General features: G+C 40.1%; 14 protein-coding genes. 9 read left to right on the top strand and 5 right to left on the bottom strand.

Annotated elements, in window-relative coordinates; translation table 11 throughout:
- Positions 1–278 precede the first annotated feature (278 nt).
- The 3 genes from fghA to B6K83_RS11130 all read right to left on the bottom strand — a co-directional run bounded on the left by fghA (position 279) and on the right by B6K83_RS11130 (position 3561).
- Positions 279–1130: an S-formylglutathione hydrolase gene (gene fghA, locus B6K83_RS11120; protein ID WP_085284998.1), complete on the bottom strand. Its 852-nt coding sequence runs from the start codon at positions 1128–1130 to the stop codon at positions 279–281.
- Positions 1131–1240: 110 nt separating this feature from the next.
- A complete protein-coding gene (locus B6K83_RS11125; protein WP_085284999.1) occupies positions 1241–2371 on the bottom strand; it encodes an S-(hydroxymethyl)glutathione dehydrogenase/class III alcohol dehydrogenase in 1131 nt (376 codons plus the stop codon).
- 344 nt (positions 2372–2715) lie between these two features.
- Positions 2716–3561 carry a LysR family transcriptional regulator gene (locus tag B6K83_RS11130; protein ID WP_085285000.1) on the bottom strand — a complete coding sequence of 282 codons (846 nt, stop codon included), beginning with the start codon at positions 3559–3561 and terminating at the stop codon, positions 2716–2718.
- Positions 3562–3697: 136 nt separating this feature from the next.
- Between B6K83_RS11130 and rimK the strand changes: the two genes are divergently transcribed.
- The 4 genes from rimK (at position 3698) to B6K83_RS11150 (ending at position 7035) form a co-directional block, all read left to right on the top strand.
- Entirely contained in the window at positions 3698–4603 is a 906-nt protein-coding gene (gene rimK / locus B6K83_RS11135) for a 30S ribosomal protein S6--L-glutamate ligase (protein ID WP_085285001.1), read from the top strand.
- Positions 4604–4614: 11 nt separating this feature from the next.
- Positions 4615–5637, top strand: coding sequence for a succinylglutamate desuccinylase/aspartoacylase family protein (locus B6K83_RS11140; RefSeq protein ID WP_198951683.1), 1023 nt, complete (start codon positions 4615–4617; stop codon positions 5635–5637).
- A 12-nt stretch (positions 5638–5649) separates the two neighbouring features.
- Positions 5650–6075, top strand: coding sequence for an ATP-dependent zinc protease family protein (locus B6K83_RS11145; RefSeq protein WP_085285003.1), 426 nt, complete (start codon positions 5650–5652; stop codon positions 6073–6075).
- Positions 6076–6156: 81 nt separating this feature from the next.
- Positions 6157–7035, top strand: coding sequence for a mechanosensitive ion channel family protein (locus tag B6K83_RS11150; RefSeq protein WP_085285004.1), 879 nt, complete (start codon positions 6157–6159; stop codon positions 7033–7035).
- Between the two features lie 46 nt (positions 7036–7081).
- Here the strand turns inward: B6K83_RS11150 and B6K83_RS11155 are convergent, their stop codons facing one another.
- Together B6K83_RS11155 and B6K83_RS11160 are read right to left on the bottom strand one after the other, a co-directional pair.
- Positions 7082–7831, bottom strand: a complete 750-nt coding sequence (locus tag B6K83_RS11155) for a mechanosensitive ion channel family protein (protein ID WP_233143960.1) — start codon at positions 7829–7831, stop codon at positions 7082–7084.
- A 157-nt stretch (positions 7832–7988) separates the two neighbouring features.
- Positions 7989–8624 (bottom strand): MlaC/ttg2D family ABC transporter substrate-binding protein, encoded by a 636-nt coding sequence (locus B6K83_RS11160; RefSeq protein ID WP_085285006.1) that lies wholly within the window; start codon positions 8622–8624, stop codon positions 7989–7991.
- Positions 8625–9171: 547 nt separating this feature from the next.
- Between B6K83_RS11160 and B6K83_RS11165 the strand changes: the two genes are divergently transcribed.
- The 5 genes from B6K83_RS11165 (at position 9172) to B6K83_RS11180 (ending at position 14330) form a co-directional block, all read left to right on the top strand.
- Positions 9172–10956 (top strand): CHASE domain-containing sensor histidine kinase, encoded by a 1785-nt coding sequence (locus B6K83_RS11165; RefSeq protein ID WP_085285007.1) that lies wholly within the window; start codon positions 9172–9174, stop codon positions 10954–10956.
- A gap of 10 nt (positions 10957–10966) precedes the next feature.
- Complete coding sequence (locus B6K83_RS11170) at positions 10967–11392, top strand: response regulator (protein ID WP_085285008.1); 426 nt, start codon at positions 10967–10969, stop codon at positions 11390–11392.
- A 58-nt stretch (positions 11393–11450) separates the two neighbouring features.
- Positions 11451–11708: a response regulator gene (locus B6K83_RS18425; RefSeq protein ID WP_269844015.1), complete on the top strand. Its 258-nt coding sequence runs from the start codon at positions 11451–11453 to the stop codon at positions 11706–11708.
- 3 nt (positions 11709–11711) lie between these two features.
- A complete protein-coding gene (locus B6K83_RS11175; RefSeq protein ID WP_198951684.1) occupies positions 11712–13127 on the top strand; it encodes a putative bifunctional diguanylate cyclase/phosphodiesterase in 1416 nt (471 codons plus the stop codon).
- A gap of 363 nt (positions 13128–13490) precedes the next feature.
- Positions 13491–14330: a universal stress protein gene (locus tag B6K83_RS11180; RefSeq protein ID WP_085285009.1), complete on the top strand. Its 840-nt coding sequence runs from the start codon at positions 13491–13493 to the stop codon at positions 14328–14330.
- Positions 14331–14444: the final 114 nt, after the last annotated feature.

Raw genomic sequence — 14444 nt, forward strand, 5'->3', positions numbered from 1 at the left:
GTGTTCCCCCTAGAGCAGCTAGGTATAATCCCCTAGTTTAGGGCTGAGGAGTGTTATTGGAACGCAGACCATATTGTATTGCGATAATGCAGAAACCCACATGCATCGCCAACAACAAACATTAACGCTATCGGCAGTAATAGTGCGCTAGTTGTTACAGTAGTGCGAAGAAAGCGACATAATTTAGAAAGTACATGCATGTATACACCGCCAGTTTAATGAACTTGAGCTGATACGAGAAAAAAGCCGCCGAAAGCTTCGGCGGCCATTAAATAGACTTACTTACTTAAATGCTCAGCATGAAAGCGTAAGTGATCTTCAATGAAGCTAGAAATAAAGTAGTAACTATGATCATAGCCTTCATGAATATCTAAAATTAGCGGATAACCACTGGCTTTTGCCGCGGCTTCTAATGCTTCTGGTTGCAATTGTTCAACAAGAAAATCATCTGCGCCACCTTGGTCAACTTTAACCGGTAGGTGCGTGGTTGCTTTACGCATCAACTCACTAGCGTCATACTCTTGCCATGTGGCTTTATCTTTACCTAAGTACGCGGTAAATGCTTTTTTACCCCAAGGTGCTGTGACTGGATGACAAATAGGGCTAAATGCCGACATTGAACTATAACGCTCTGGATTTCGCATACCGATAACTAAAGCACCGTGCCCACCCATAGAGTGACCACTAATAGCGCGTTTATCTGACACCGGAAAAGTTGCTTCAATCAAGGCTGGCAGTTCATTTACCACATAGTCATACATTTGATAATGCTTATTCCACGGCGCTTGGGTAGCGTTAACATAAAAGCCCGCGCCTTTACCTAAGTCGTAACCTTCATCATCAGCTACATCGTCGCCACGTGGGCTAGTATCTGGGGCAACAATCGCTATGCCTAACTCAGCGGCAACACGCATAGCACCGGCTTTTTGCATAAAGTTTTCATCGCTACAGGTTAAACCTGAAAGCCAATACAATACCGGCACTTTTTTACCATTTGCGGCCTGTGGTGGTAAGTAAATGGCAAACTGCATTGGACAGTTTAATACTTTCGATTGATGACTGTACTGCTTGTGCCAGCCACCAAAAATTTTATTTACACTCACACTTTCAATTAAATGTTCAGCTGTCATGGTAACTCCTTAATAATGCCCCTTGTATTTATACACAAACAAAAGGGGCTAATAAATCAGCAATCAAAATTAATTGATTGCACTGCTTTTAGTACACGCGACGGGTAATATTACTTATCAAAATGAATAACGGTGCGGATACTTTCACCTTTGTGCATTAGCTCAAACGACTCGTTGATATCTTCTAATGCCATGGTATGAGTTATAAAGTCACTTAACTTAAATTCACCCGCTAAGTAACGCTCAACATAATCAGGTAACTCTGTGCGACCTTTTACACCACCAAAAGCCGAGCCACGCCATACACGCCCTGTCACTAACTGGAACGGACGGGTTGAAATTTCTTGCCCAGCACCGGCCACACCAATAACCACTGACTCGCCCCAGCCTTTATGACAACACTCTAACGCCGAGCGCATCAAGTTAACGTTACCGACACATTCAAACGAGTAATCTACGCCGCCATCGGTTAATTCAACAATCACATCTTGAATCGGCTTATCGAAGTCTTTCGGGTTGATACAGTCGGTTGCGCCTAACTTTCTTGCTAACTCAAACTTACTTTCATTGATATCAATGGCAATAATACGACTGGCTTTGGCCATGGTTGCGCCGATAACCGCTGATAAGCCAATACCGCCTAAACCAAAGATAGCCACCGTTGCGCCCTCTTCAACTTTCGCGGTATTCATCACCGCGCCCATGCCGGTTGTTACGCCACAGCCCAGTAAACACACTTCTTCTAACGGCGCTTCTTTATTGACTTTTGCTAACGAAATCTCGGGTAGTACTGTGTACTCTGAAAACGTTGAACAGCCCATGTAATGGAAAATTGGCTGGCCGTCTTTGTAAAAACGTGTGGTGCCATCAGGCATTAAGCCTTGACCTTGGGTTTCGCGTATTTTTTGACACAAGTTGGTTTTACCTGATAAACAGAATTTACACTCGCCACATTCGGGTGTGTATAGCGGAATAACATGGTCGCCAACTTGTACACTGGTGACGCCTTCACCCACTTGCTCGACAATACCGCCACCTTCATGGCCTAAAACCACAGGGAAAATACCTTCTGGGTCTTCACCTGATAAAGTAAAGGCGTCGGTGTGACATACCCCTGACGCCATAACCTTAATCAAAACTTCGCCTTTGCGCGGTAACATTACGTCAATTTCTTCAATAGCTAAGGGTTGTTTTGGGCCCCAAGCTACGGCGGCTTTTGATTTAATAAATTTATCTGTCATAGTTATGCTCACTTTCTCTTGATAAGTTGTTAATGATAGTTGCGTTTAAGCGAACTGCTAGTAATTGAGGCTAGTGTAGTATATTGCCCTTGTAATGATAATCCCCACAAAACACAAATCACTTTTACTACTGGGTAACAATAGTGATAAATTAAGCATGAATAAAAAGTAGTGATGGTTAGAAAATAGACTTAAGTGCGGCAACATTTGTGGCCAAGCGCAGCTAGCGCCGCAGTTATTGGTTAGTTTGCCACCAACATCTGCGCCACAACTTTAGCTATTAGTCAAATTTAAGTACTGACGCTAAACTCAGCAAACACAACTGAGCCTACACTTGTGCTTGATTAAACAGGTAAATTTGGAAATAAAGCAATAGCTTGCTTGATCAGCTCAGTTTTTTGGCTTTTCGCTAAATAAACCGCAAAAATCTCTCTTTGATAAACTGGGGCATTTTCCAAGACATATAAATGCCCTGCCTCAACGTGTTCAAAAGTCATTTGTCTGGGTAAGTGCGCACAGCCACCCGCTTGCAATAGGTAGTTTAACGCTAGACGTGGTTGACTCATGAAATGCTTCGCTGGCGGTGCGTCTTGAAATTCACGCATATGCATGGTGTTCACTGACTCGCCATAGTCCACCATAATATAATGATCTAAATTCAACTCATCATTATATTCTTTTTCTGTGGTAACTAAATGTAATGGCACAGTGGCGACTTTTTCTGTGACTAGATCTTCAACAAAGGGTGGCTCAAATAAAAAGGCAATATCAACAGTACGGTTAATGACATTTTTTCTTAGCTCTACCGGTGAATAAGTACTGGTAAATAAACTCACACTGTCTAAGTTACGATGAATTTTTTGCAACCAGCCCTGTAAAACTATATCCCAAATAGAGTTCATAGATCCGATCGCCAATTGCTGAGCATCATGTTCAGCTATACCGACATCATGTTTGGTTTTTTGCCAGACAAACAAAAGTTCATTGGCATGTTTAATTAACCTATGCCCCTCTCGGGTTAGCTTTAAATGCTTATGGCTGCGATCAAATAACAATACACCTAACTCGTCTTCTAACAATTTAATACGCGCACTGACTGCAGACTGGGTAATAAATAAATTTTCAGAGGCGATCCTAAAATGTAAGGTTCTACTGACTTCTAAAAATGTCGTTAATAATTCAAATTTCATGGCAGCGTCACTAATCAAATATTTTGATTAAACTAGGCAAAATATTGCGTTTTATAAATTTATGTCTTAACTATACACTTTAGCTATACATTTAACTCACTTTATTTAGCAAAGTGAAACATATCGGACTTATCTTATGAAAGTTGCAATCTTATCAAGAAATAAAAACCTTTACTCTACTAAACGCTTAAAAGAAGCAGGCGAAGCCATGGGCCATGAAGTCGATGTTATCGACACCTTACATTGCTATATGGATATCACCAGTAGTCGTTCAACGGTGCGTTATCACGGTAAAGAATTGCCTAAGTATGATGCTATTATTCCGCGCATTGGCGCTTCTGTTACCTTTTATGGCACAGCAGTGGCAAGACAATTTGAAATGATGGGGACTTTTAGTATTAATGAATCTGTTGCCATTAGTCGCTCGCGCGATAAATTACGTTCATTACAATTATTATCGCGTAAAGGCATTGGCTTACCACGAACCGGTTTTGCCAATAAACCTGATAACGCTAAAGATTTAATTAAAAATGTCGGTGGCGCGCCTGTGGTGATCAAACTACTCGAAGGTACACAAGGCATAGGCGTTGTATTAGCCGATACCGCCAAAGCGGCCGAGGCCATCATCGAAGCCTTTATGGGGTTAAAAGCAAACATTTTGGTACAAGAATTTATTAAAGAAGCCGGCGGCGCCGATATTCGTTGCTTAGTCATTGGTGGCAAAGTGGTAGCCGCCATGAAACGACAAGGTGCTGAAGGGGAGTTTCGCTCTAATTTACACCGTGGTGGCTCGGCAGAAGTGGTAAAGTTATCAAAAGAAGAACGCGAAACTGCGGTAAAAGCAGCAAAAGCCATGGGCCTAAATATGTGTGGTGTTGACTTACTGCGCTCACAAAATGGCCCTATGGTCATGGAGGTCAATTCTTCGCCAGGTTTAGAAGGCATTGAAAAAGCCACTGGGAAAAATGTTGCTGGCATGATTTTCAAGTTTTTAGAGAAAAATGCCAAACCAAATCAAACCAAAACTCGTGGTCGGGGCTAATTGAGGAATCAATGATGGATGCATTACGAATTGGCGAATTTGATATTTTGCCTGGTGAACAACGTAAAATAGAATTACCCGTTGCTAAACTCTATACCGATGCTAGCGTTTCTTTGCCAGTTCACATTATTCGCGCAAAAAAGCCTGGCCCCACTATATTTGTTAGTGCGGCGGTGCACGGTGATGAATTAAATGGTATAGAAATTATTCGACGCTTGATTAGCCAAAAGAATTTTAAACTGATTCGAGGTACGCTCATTGCTGTGCCTATGGTTAATGTTTATGGCGTTGTTAACCAAAGTCGTTACATGCCGGATAGACGCGATCTTAATCGCTGTTTTCCTGGTTCAGCAAAAGGTTCTTTGGCAGGACGGGTGGCACATATTTTCTTAAATGAGATAGTCAAACATTGTGATTACGGCATTGACTTGCATACGGGCGCTATTCATCGCTCAAACTTCCCGCAAATTCGTGCCGACTTATCCGATGAAGAAACGAAAGAATTGGCGTTAGTGTTTGGTGTGCCTGTGGTGCTAAACTCCAATATTATTGATGGTTCACTGCGAGAAGCTGCGGTAAAAAGTAACACTAAAGTCTTGCTTTATGAAGCCGGTGAAGCGTTACGTTTTGATGATTTTTCTATTCTTGCGGGTATCAGAGGCATAACCAACGTGTTAAAGCACTTGGGCATGGTACGAAAATCGTCGAGCCGGAAAAAATTAATTGCGCCTTTTGTCGCGAATAGCAGTCAATGGTTGCGAGCTAATGCCAGTGGTATTGTTAATCATCGTGTGCGTTTGGGTGACAGGGTCAAAAAAGGCGATATCTTAGCCGATATTGGTAGCCCGTATGGTGACATTATTAATGTGGTTACCGCCATTAGATCTGGCATATTAATTGGCCAACAAAACATTCCTTTAGTGCAAGAAGGCGAGGCTATGTTTCATATCGCCTATTTTGAGGAAGATGATAAAGAGATTGTCGAGCAAATAGAAAATGCTCAGGACACACTACTACCTGATAATAACGTATAAAGGTAAGCTCATATGACAACAAAAGCAATCATAGGTCGGTTAGAGTCAATCGCTCTACCTGAGTTAGCAATAAGTGATTTACAAGTACGTGTAGATACTGGCGCTAAAACTTCATCGCTACATGTCGACAATATAGCGAAGATTAAGAAAGACGGTAAGCGCATGGTAACATTTGATCTGCATCCAGATGTCCATAATGTTAAAAATATTGTCTCATGTCAGGCACCTATTCATGACATTAGACGCGTTAAATCGTCAAATGGCACCTCTGAGCAACGCTATGTAATATCGACACCAGTAAAGTTAGGTGATGAACTTTGGAACATTGAAATCACACTAACGGATCGATCTGATATGAGTTATCTAATGCTATTTGGCCGCGAGGCTATTGGTGACAGATTCCTTGTCGACCCATCAAAAGTATTTATCAATTCATAAACGATGCGAGCTGCTAATCGTGACATGCTTGAGTAAAATTCAAGTCACGCTTAGCAGCTAGGCAGATAACAAGGCAATTTTATGACTATTGACTTTAAATTGGCCCTAGCTCAACTAACCGAGCTTCTTAACTATCAAGTTGTCAAGGTTTCAGGACAAGCCATCACCTTAGGTGATATTCTTTTTATCCCAGTATTAATATTCATAGGTTTACTGCTAACTAAATGGCTAACTAAATTTATCAGTAAGCGCTTAACCAAACAAAATACCGATCCCAACGCTATCCATTTAATTCAGCGAATTGTTTATGTCTTATCAATCACAGTAATCATTATCAGCATTTTAGATTTTATGAACGTGCCGATTGCTGCTTTTGCCTTTTTATCTGGTGCCATCGCCATAGGTTTTGGCTTTGGCGCACAAAATATTATTAATAACTTCATTAGTGGCTGGATTTTAATGTGGGAGCGACCAATTCGCATTGGCGATTTTTTAGAAGTAGAAAGTACTAAAGGCCTAGTCGAAGAAATCAATACGCGCTCAACTCGTATTAAGCGCGTTGATGGTGTTCATTTATTGATTCCTAACAGTAAATTATTAGAAAATACCGTAGTTAACTGGACCTTAGTAGATCCGTATGTCAGATGTTCAGTAACGGTCGGTGTTGCTTATGGCTCACCTGCGAAAAAAGTGGCTGAGCTTATTATGCAGGCGACCATTGAGCAAGAAGAAACCCTAGCCCACCCTAAGCCCGTGGTAACTTTTGACGATTTTGGCGACAGTGCCCTAATATTTCAAGTTACCTTCTGGATCAGCTCACAAGCTGAAAGTGGTTTACGAGTTGCCAAAAGCAAGGTGCGTTTTCGTTTAGATGAATTATTTGCCGAGCACAAAATTGTGGTGGCATTTCCGCAACGTGACATCCACCTTGATGGCTCATTAACAATAAACAAAAACTAAAACCACTATTGCGTTGGCAGCCTTTCAATACGAACCGCGGCTGGCATTAGCTGCTAGTGTTATTTTGCGCCACAGTAGTGGCTTTGTTTTCAAACCATAACTGCATAAAGTCTGCCGTTAGCTTTTGCTCTATTTCCAGTGCTTTTTCGGTTGGGCAAAAAATCGAAAACGCTACTTGAGTGTCACCTATATCAGAGGTAGATATTTGAATATGTGGCTCTGGACCGGCAATAGTAATATCTAAACGATTTTCAATTAATTGGTTATAACGAATCGCCACTTCTTTAAACTCAGCGCAGTACAAGTTGGCTTTATCGTGCAAGGTCTCGAGAAAAAGAAAAGGGTTAACGCTGTCATCACGCACGATAGTAAAGTGATGCATAGCATAACGCTTTAAAAAGTTCAGATTTTTAATAACCGAGGTAATTAATTGGCTATTGGGTACATACAAGGTTTTACCCGTATAGTGATAATCAAGTTTATTGACTTCTAATAAGGTCAGCTTTGCCCAGTCATTAGAGTGTACTTCGCCATAATGCTGCCCCACTTGTATCCAGTCGCCAATACGAAATGGTCGACTTGAGATAATGTAAATAAAGCCAATGAAGCACTGAATAAACTCGCGTGTTGCTAACACAATAGCAACAATAAATGCCGCAATTGAAAAAGCAAACTCTTGAATTTCATCAGACCAAATATTAAAGATCAATACTATCACTAACAGGGTAAATATATTGTTAACCATGTTAATTTGTAATCGCTTGTTTTGCTTAGCTTTACGTTTGATAAACCGCACCGTTATCGCTTTAACGGCAAAAAAAACAAAAATAAACGCTATGGTTAGTACGAATTTATGCTGCCATAAAAATTCAAGAATATTGCTGAAAGTAAAAATAATATTGGCCTTATCTGTTGTCTAAATTTGCTAACTGAATGCTTGCTACAATACGGTTTTAGTCGCTAACGGCATTGGCATTTATTTTCTTTAGATGTGCTAGTGTTCCTTCAACCCCTAAGCGGCTAAAACTAGCGTTTATTTCACCCTGTTTTGTTTGTAGCAAACTAATACCCTCGATCTCAATATCAAAAAATAGCCAATCGTTTGTGTTACTGCGCAATAACTTTACCACAGCATTGTTGGTAGTGGTTTTACCCTCAATAGTGATATTAACCATGGCCAGTTTACCACTATTAGATAATGTACTGGTACCTATAGTTAGGGTTTCGTTATTATATTTAGTTAATAAATTACTATAAGTATTAATGAGTTGTACTGATAATTCATGAGTAAAGTCCGCCCTAAGTGCGTCCGGCACTTTTGCTAGGTTTTTATTCAGTACTTTATAGGTAAAATAGCGCGCTTCAACCTCAGGCAATAAATATTGCTCAAGCACTGCTCTTATATTCGTTTTAGTTAGCGCCTGTTGGCGTTTTAATGCCACTAATGACGACTCAACTTGCGTAAAAACACTGGTAACTTTATTTTTTGCTGACTCAGCGTCGGCAAAAACGCTCGCCGACACCAATAAAGCTAAGGTGAAAAATACAACATGAACTAAATTATTTAGCAGTACAAATTTGATTTTCATTATTTTACTCAAAAATATTAACAATAAGGTTCATTATAAGCCTTGCTAGCTTGGCCGCAAACGCTTTAATTTCGTTAATCTAATCAAATAATTTAATGACAGAGTTAGGTCTTAATAACTTAATTTGCAGTACATTGCATTTTGCTAATCACCCCCAAAACCTCCTAAGCCTATACAGCAATGTTGTTACGAGTGATATAACTCTAGCTATCTATGCGTGCATGGCTGCCATTTTTGCCATATGCATAAACAAAAAAGCAATAGCAACTATCAATAACTTACCTTAGACATTAAATAATTGCTTGAAATTGCATAGAGTTATGTGAGATTGTTAATGATATCAACAAAGATATTAATGACTTAATAAAACCTTTTTAAACTTGAGTTTTGATAAAGCACTGTGCATTACCCTCTGCCCATGGGCTCAGGCTAAGTGAGTTTACCCAAAGCTAAGTCGATAAATATTAACGGTTTTGTGTATAGTATGGCGCAAGCTTGTTGAGCGCGATGTCGGCAAACCTTTAACATTAGCTAAGAGACGGAACGAATGATAGATTTTGCTAAGCCATCAAAGGATATTAATATTGAACGTCAAAAGTTAATTGACGCCAGTCAACTTCATGGTATTCATTGGTTGGTATTAGCGCTTTCAGCCGTATTAACGCTTGGGGCTTGGTATTTAGCAAATGAGCAACACAATAAAAATATTGCCGAGCGTTTTCAACGAGAGTCTTTACAAGTCATCGAGTTAGTCAAAGAGCGTATGTTGGTATACGAAAATGCGCTTTGGGGAGCTGTTGCTCATATAGATGCCAATGGTAATGCCCCCAATAATCGACAGTGGCAACGTTATAGTAATAGTTTACAATTAGAAAAAAAGTACCCCAGCATTAATGGTATTGGCATAATTTTCAACATTCAACGCGAACAACAAGATAGCTTTATTCGCGCCCAACAAGTCGACCGACCTAATTTTACGATTCATCCACAGCATAACGAAGCCGAGCTATGGCCAATTACTTATATTGAACCTGTACTTTCGAATCAGCAAGCGGTGGGTTTAGATGTCGCGTTTGAAAACAACAGATACAGTGCAATTAAACAAGCGCGAGATACCGGCCTAGCACAACTAACAGGTCCTATTACCTTAGTGCAAGATGCCAAAAAAACCCCCGGCTTCCTTTTTTACGCCCCGTTTTATAATAATTTACTCATTGAAGATACGGTTGCGGCGCGCCGACAAGCTATTACAGGTGTCAGCTATGCGCCCTTTATCATGTATAAATTAATCTCGGGAACCTTAGCGGTTGATAGACGCCACGTCACCATAGAAATCACTGATAATGGCCAGCATTTATACCATGATAAAGATAACCAAGATGCCGATATGATTGACCCTAAGCCATTATTTAAAGATAAATTCAAGGTCAATTTATATGGTCGAGTGTGGGAGTTTAATATTAGCTCTAACCTTGAGTTTCGCGCTGACTCAGCCTCAAATAAGCCTTACTTTATTTTAATCGCTGGTGTGATCATTAACTTGTTACTGTTTGCTTTGTTTAGCTTCCTTTCAAAAGCAAACCAACAGGCATTGGCGTACGCTGATAGAGTGACACGCGAGTTAAAAATCAACAGTCAACGTTTGAAAAAATCCAATCAAGATCTTGAACAGTTCGCTTATGTGGCGTCACATGATTTAAAGTCCCCGTTAAATGCGATACGAAAACTTGTCGGCTGGCTCAATGAAGACTGCGAAGATATTTTACCTGATAGCTCTAAGGAACACTTAGCTTTGCTCAATAATCGCAGCGAAAGAATGAACAACTTATTAGATGATCTGCTTGATTATTCCCGCATCGGCCGTAAAGATCATCAAGCTAACGAGTTTGATCTTGCTGAAATCGCACAAGCTATTTTTAACTTATTAGATCACCCTGCTAACTTTACTTTGTCAGTTGAAAAACAAACCATTTGTCTGCCGCAAATCCCATTTGAAATTATCTTACGCAATGTACTCTCCAATGCTATTAAACATCACGACAAAGCAAGCGGCCACATCAAGATTCGCTATCAAATGGACCCAGGTATGCACCACATTAGTATTGAAGATGATGGGCCAGGTATACCCAGTGAGCTCTTTGATAAAGCCCTAGAGATGTTTCAAACCCTACAGCCGCGAGATAAAGTAGAAGGCAGTGGCATGGGATTAGCGCTCTCGAAAAAAACGGTTGAACATTATGGCGGTAGTTTAACGATTAATTCCGATGGTATTAACGGCACTACTATTGTCATTTTATGGCCAATAGCTAACAATGCCAAACAAAACGCATAAGTGAAGCAAGATGACAGTAGAAAAAAAAGAAGTCTCCTTATTTTTGATAGAAGATGATGATGTCGATGCTATGTCTATCACCCGCTCTTTTGAAAAAATGAAACTGAGCAATCCGATAATTAGGGCCCATGACGGGGTTGAAGGCTTGCAAATGCTACGCAGCGGTGCGGTGCCATCGCCTTTTATCATTTTATTAGACTTACAAATGCCGCGCATGAATGGCTTAGAGTTTTTAGAGCAAGTTCGCGCCGATGAAAATCTAGCGCAAAGTACTATTTTTATCTTAACCACATCAAAGTCTGATGAAGATATCGCCGCCAGTTACCAGAAAAATATTGCCGGCTACTTTATTAAAGACCAAGTTGGTGAAGAATTTTTAGACATTGTCAAAATGCTGAAAGGCTACTGGAAAATCGCGCTACTTCCGGAGCAATAGTAAAGTACTAATAGTTTATTTTAAGCAAGCGATAGAGGGCAAAACGCTGAATATTTTAATTGTCGACGACGATATTGTAGATCGTGAACACATTAAAAGGACGTTACAAAAAGCTACAATCGCTTGGCGCTTTGTAGAAACTGACTCGGTTGATAAAGGCCTCGCCGCATTTGCGTCGCAGTCGTTTGATATGGTGCTGTTAGATTACCGCATGCCGCAACGAGATGGCATCGAGCTACTGCTAGCGTTACGCAACGCCTCATTTGAACAGAATGTTGCGATTGTTATGCTCAGTAACTCTGAAGAGCCTGAGTAAGCATTGGAGTGCATCAGAGCCGGCGCGCAAGACTTTTTGTTAAAATCTGAAGTAACTGAGTCAAGATTACAACGCGTAATACTGCAATCACAAGCCCGCTTTGAGTTAGAGCAAAAGTTGCAAAATAGTTACCAAGAAGCAAAAAAACTAGCCGAGCTTGATGTGCTAACTGGCTTAGCAAATCGCTATGCTTTTGAAGAAGCTCTAAGCTTAAATATTACTCAACAGCCACGCCATGATGAAAAACTGGCGCTAATTTTATTTGATCTTGATAATTTTAAATACGTTAATGATACGCACGGCCACAATATTGGCGATCAATTACTAAAACAGGTAGCCAATAGTGTTCGCGCATGTTTACGCGGTAACGAAATTTTTGCCCGTTTAGGTGGTGATGAATTTGCCATTATATTAAATAATTTACGCACCTTAGATAACGCTACTCGCGTCACTAAACGTATTCTTAATAGTATTGATAAAACTTGCAATGTTGCTGGCATTGACATCAAAATATCTGCCAGTATTGGCATAGCTATTTATCCTGATAACAGCGTTAATGGCCAAGAGCTCCTTAAATATGCCGATATTGCCATGTATCGGGCGAAAAAACTCGGTAGAAACCAAATTTGTTATTTTGCCGAAGAAATGCAAGCAAAGTTTATCGAACGCTATCAAATTGAGGCTAATTTACTGGGCGCCCTAAAGCGTAATGAGTTTGTGCTACATTACCAACCCGTATACCCAACCGATGGCAAACAGGTCATTGGCTTTGAAGCGCTTATTCGTTGGAACTTTCAAAATACACTACTGTTTCCTGATAGCTTTATCGAGATTGCAGAGTGCTCGCGCGTTATTTTTGAGTTAGGTCGCTGGGTAATAACCCAAGCAATAGCGCAAGTGGCTTATTGGAATGCAAAGCATAATAAAACCCTTTCCGTTTCAATTAATTTATCAGCCTTGCAGCTAAGTGATAGCTCTTTAATTGACTTTATTAAAACCGTTATTGATACATATCAGTTTCCAGCAAGGCTAATTGAATTTGAACTCACCGAAACCGCGTTACTTGAGCATGACAATCAAAGTATAGCGTTTATGAGCGAACTAAATAAGCTAGGCTGTCGTATTGCACTTGATGACTTTGGCAGTGGCTTTTCTTCGGTAGCACATTTGCAAAACTTTCCAATCGATACCGTAAAGTTAGATCAGTCGCTGATGTTTGTTTGCCATGAAACGAAAACTTTAGCTTTAATAAAAGGGCTAGCCGCTATGTTGCATTCGCTAGACTTAAACATAGTCGCTGAAGGTATTGAAAACACCGAAAGTATGCTCTTATGCCAGCAGCTTAACATTCAACGCATGCAAGGCTATTATTTTTCTAAGCCCTTAGATGTAAAAACCATTGAGGCAAAAGTGTTATAATTAACCCTATGCTTTGCTAACACATGTTAGCTTAAACGTTAGTTAATAATGGCAATAAAGGCATTAATCCTGTGTTACCGCTAGCGTAATGTTTCTGACAAAACAATACGTTTGCGCTAATACGCAATACGGTGCAAGTGCGTAACTTATCTCTCTGTAGACGCTTTGTTGCTTTGCAAGAATGAAACTTGAAACTCCAGCCTTATTTTGCTTTAAAAGCGTTATTAATTAGCGAGTTGTTATTTTGTTGCAAGATAATGGGCTTGTTAATGTGAGCTAGGTTATCTGCATACACTTGTCTATACTGAAAACGCAGCTAGTGCATTGTTTAGCCTAATTTAACGTGTCTTAAAAGGAGCCGCTATGACAAGATTGCATATTGTTTTATCCGAGTTAACCGTCACTCATGCAAGTATTACAAAAATCTCCTGTTTACAAAAAAAACTCGCTGCGGAGCTTGTTTGGTATCTGCATTCATATCAAGGCTTTTTTGAACGGCACTACATTAATGATGATTTAGCCGATGTTTCTCACAGCTTGCAAATTAATATTGATAAGCAAATCAAACAAGTAGAAAGCAAAATTAAGCAACATTTTCCTACGAGTACCGTTTATCTATGCCAAGATAAATATTGGTCAGAGATGGTGGATAGCAAAGCTAAGAATACGGAGTCAAGGGTCATTATCAAAGCGAAAACTGGCTTAAGTGGCGCGGATCAACACTACCTAAATCATTATCAAGGTACGGTGTTTATTTTCAACCAAACGCCCTGGCTATCGCAAGGTCAAGCAATTGGCGCCATCGACCCATTTCATGAAGATGATCCTGAAAATAAAGCCGCATATAGCGTGGTCAAATTTATGCGGCTTTGGTGTGCATCCAGTAAACATATCGAGGCAACTTTATTGCACGCCATACATATCCCGCCGTTAGCGATTGAATACGAAAAGCAAATAGAGGCTTTACATGTTGAACAAGTGTATCGTTTTGCAAGCCAAATAAAGTACCCAAAAGCATTATTAGCCTTTATACGCGGTATACCAGAACAGGCATTAATACAGTATGTCACTGCGCATAAAATTGATGTCATGGTACTCGGTGCGCGCAAACACAGTATTATTGCCAAATGGCTTAATGGTTCAACCATTTCCGCCTTGCTAAGTCATAATAGTGTGGATATGGTGCTAATCAATACGGCTTAATCTGACATCATGCTGTATTGTTTGACACGAACGACGGTTATGTCATGGTGAGCAAGGAGCTTGCAATAGTTAACTTTTAACATTATCTATAAATGACATAAGAAACATAACTGA

The organism is Colwellia chukchiensis, assembly GCF_002104455.1.
Lineage (GTDB): Bacteria > Pseudomonadota > Gammaproteobacteria > Enterobacterales > Alteromonadaceae > Cognaticolwellia > Cognaticolwellia chukchiensis.

Excerpts from the sequence above, each read along its gene's own strand:
- B6K83_RS11145 (WP_085285003.1), top strand. The coding sequence starts at position 5,650 with ATGACAACAAAAGCAATCATAGGTCGGTTAGAGTCAATCGCTCTACCT.
- B6K83_RS11165 (WP_085285007.1), top strand. The coding sequence starts at position 9,172 with ATGATAGATTTTGCTAAGCCATCAAAGGATATTAATATTGAACGTCAA.
- rimK (WP_085285001.1), top strand. The coding sequence starts at position 3,698 with ATGAAAGTTGCAATCTTATCAAGAAATAAAAACCTTTACTCTACTAAA.
- B6K83_RS11180 (WP_085285009.1), top strand. The coding sequence starts at position 13,491 with ATGACAAGATTGCATATTGTTTTATCCGAGTTAACCGTCACTCATGCA.
- fghA (WP_085284998.1), bottom strand. The coding sequence starts at position 1,130 with ATGACAGCTGAACATTTAATTGAAAGTGTGAGTGTAAATAAAATTTTT.
- B6K83_RS11150 (WP_085285004.1), top strand. The coding sequence starts at position 6,157 with ATGACTATTGACTTTAAATTGGCCCTAGCTCAACTAACCGAGCTTCTT.
- B6K83_RS11130 (WP_085285000.1), bottom strand. The coding sequence starts at position 3,561 with ATGAAATTTGAATTATTAACGACATTTTTAGAAGTCAGTAGAACCTTA.
- B6K83_RS11160 (WP_085285006.1), bottom strand. The coding sequence starts at position 8,624 with ATGAAAATCAAATTTGTACTGCTAAATAATTTAGTTCATGTTGTATTT.
- B6K83_RS11140 (WP_198951683.1), top strand. The coding sequence starts at position 4,615 with ATGATGGATGCATTACGAATTGGCGAATTTGATATTTTGCCTGGTGAA.
- B6K83_RS11170 (WP_085285008.1), top strand. The coding sequence starts at position 10,967 with ATGACAGTAGAAAAAAAAGAAGTCTCCTTATTTTTGATAGAAGATGAT.
- B6K83_RS11125 (WP_085284999.1), bottom strand. The coding sequence starts at position 2,371 with ATGACAGATAAATTTATTAAATCAAAAGCCGCCGTAGCTTGGGGCCCA.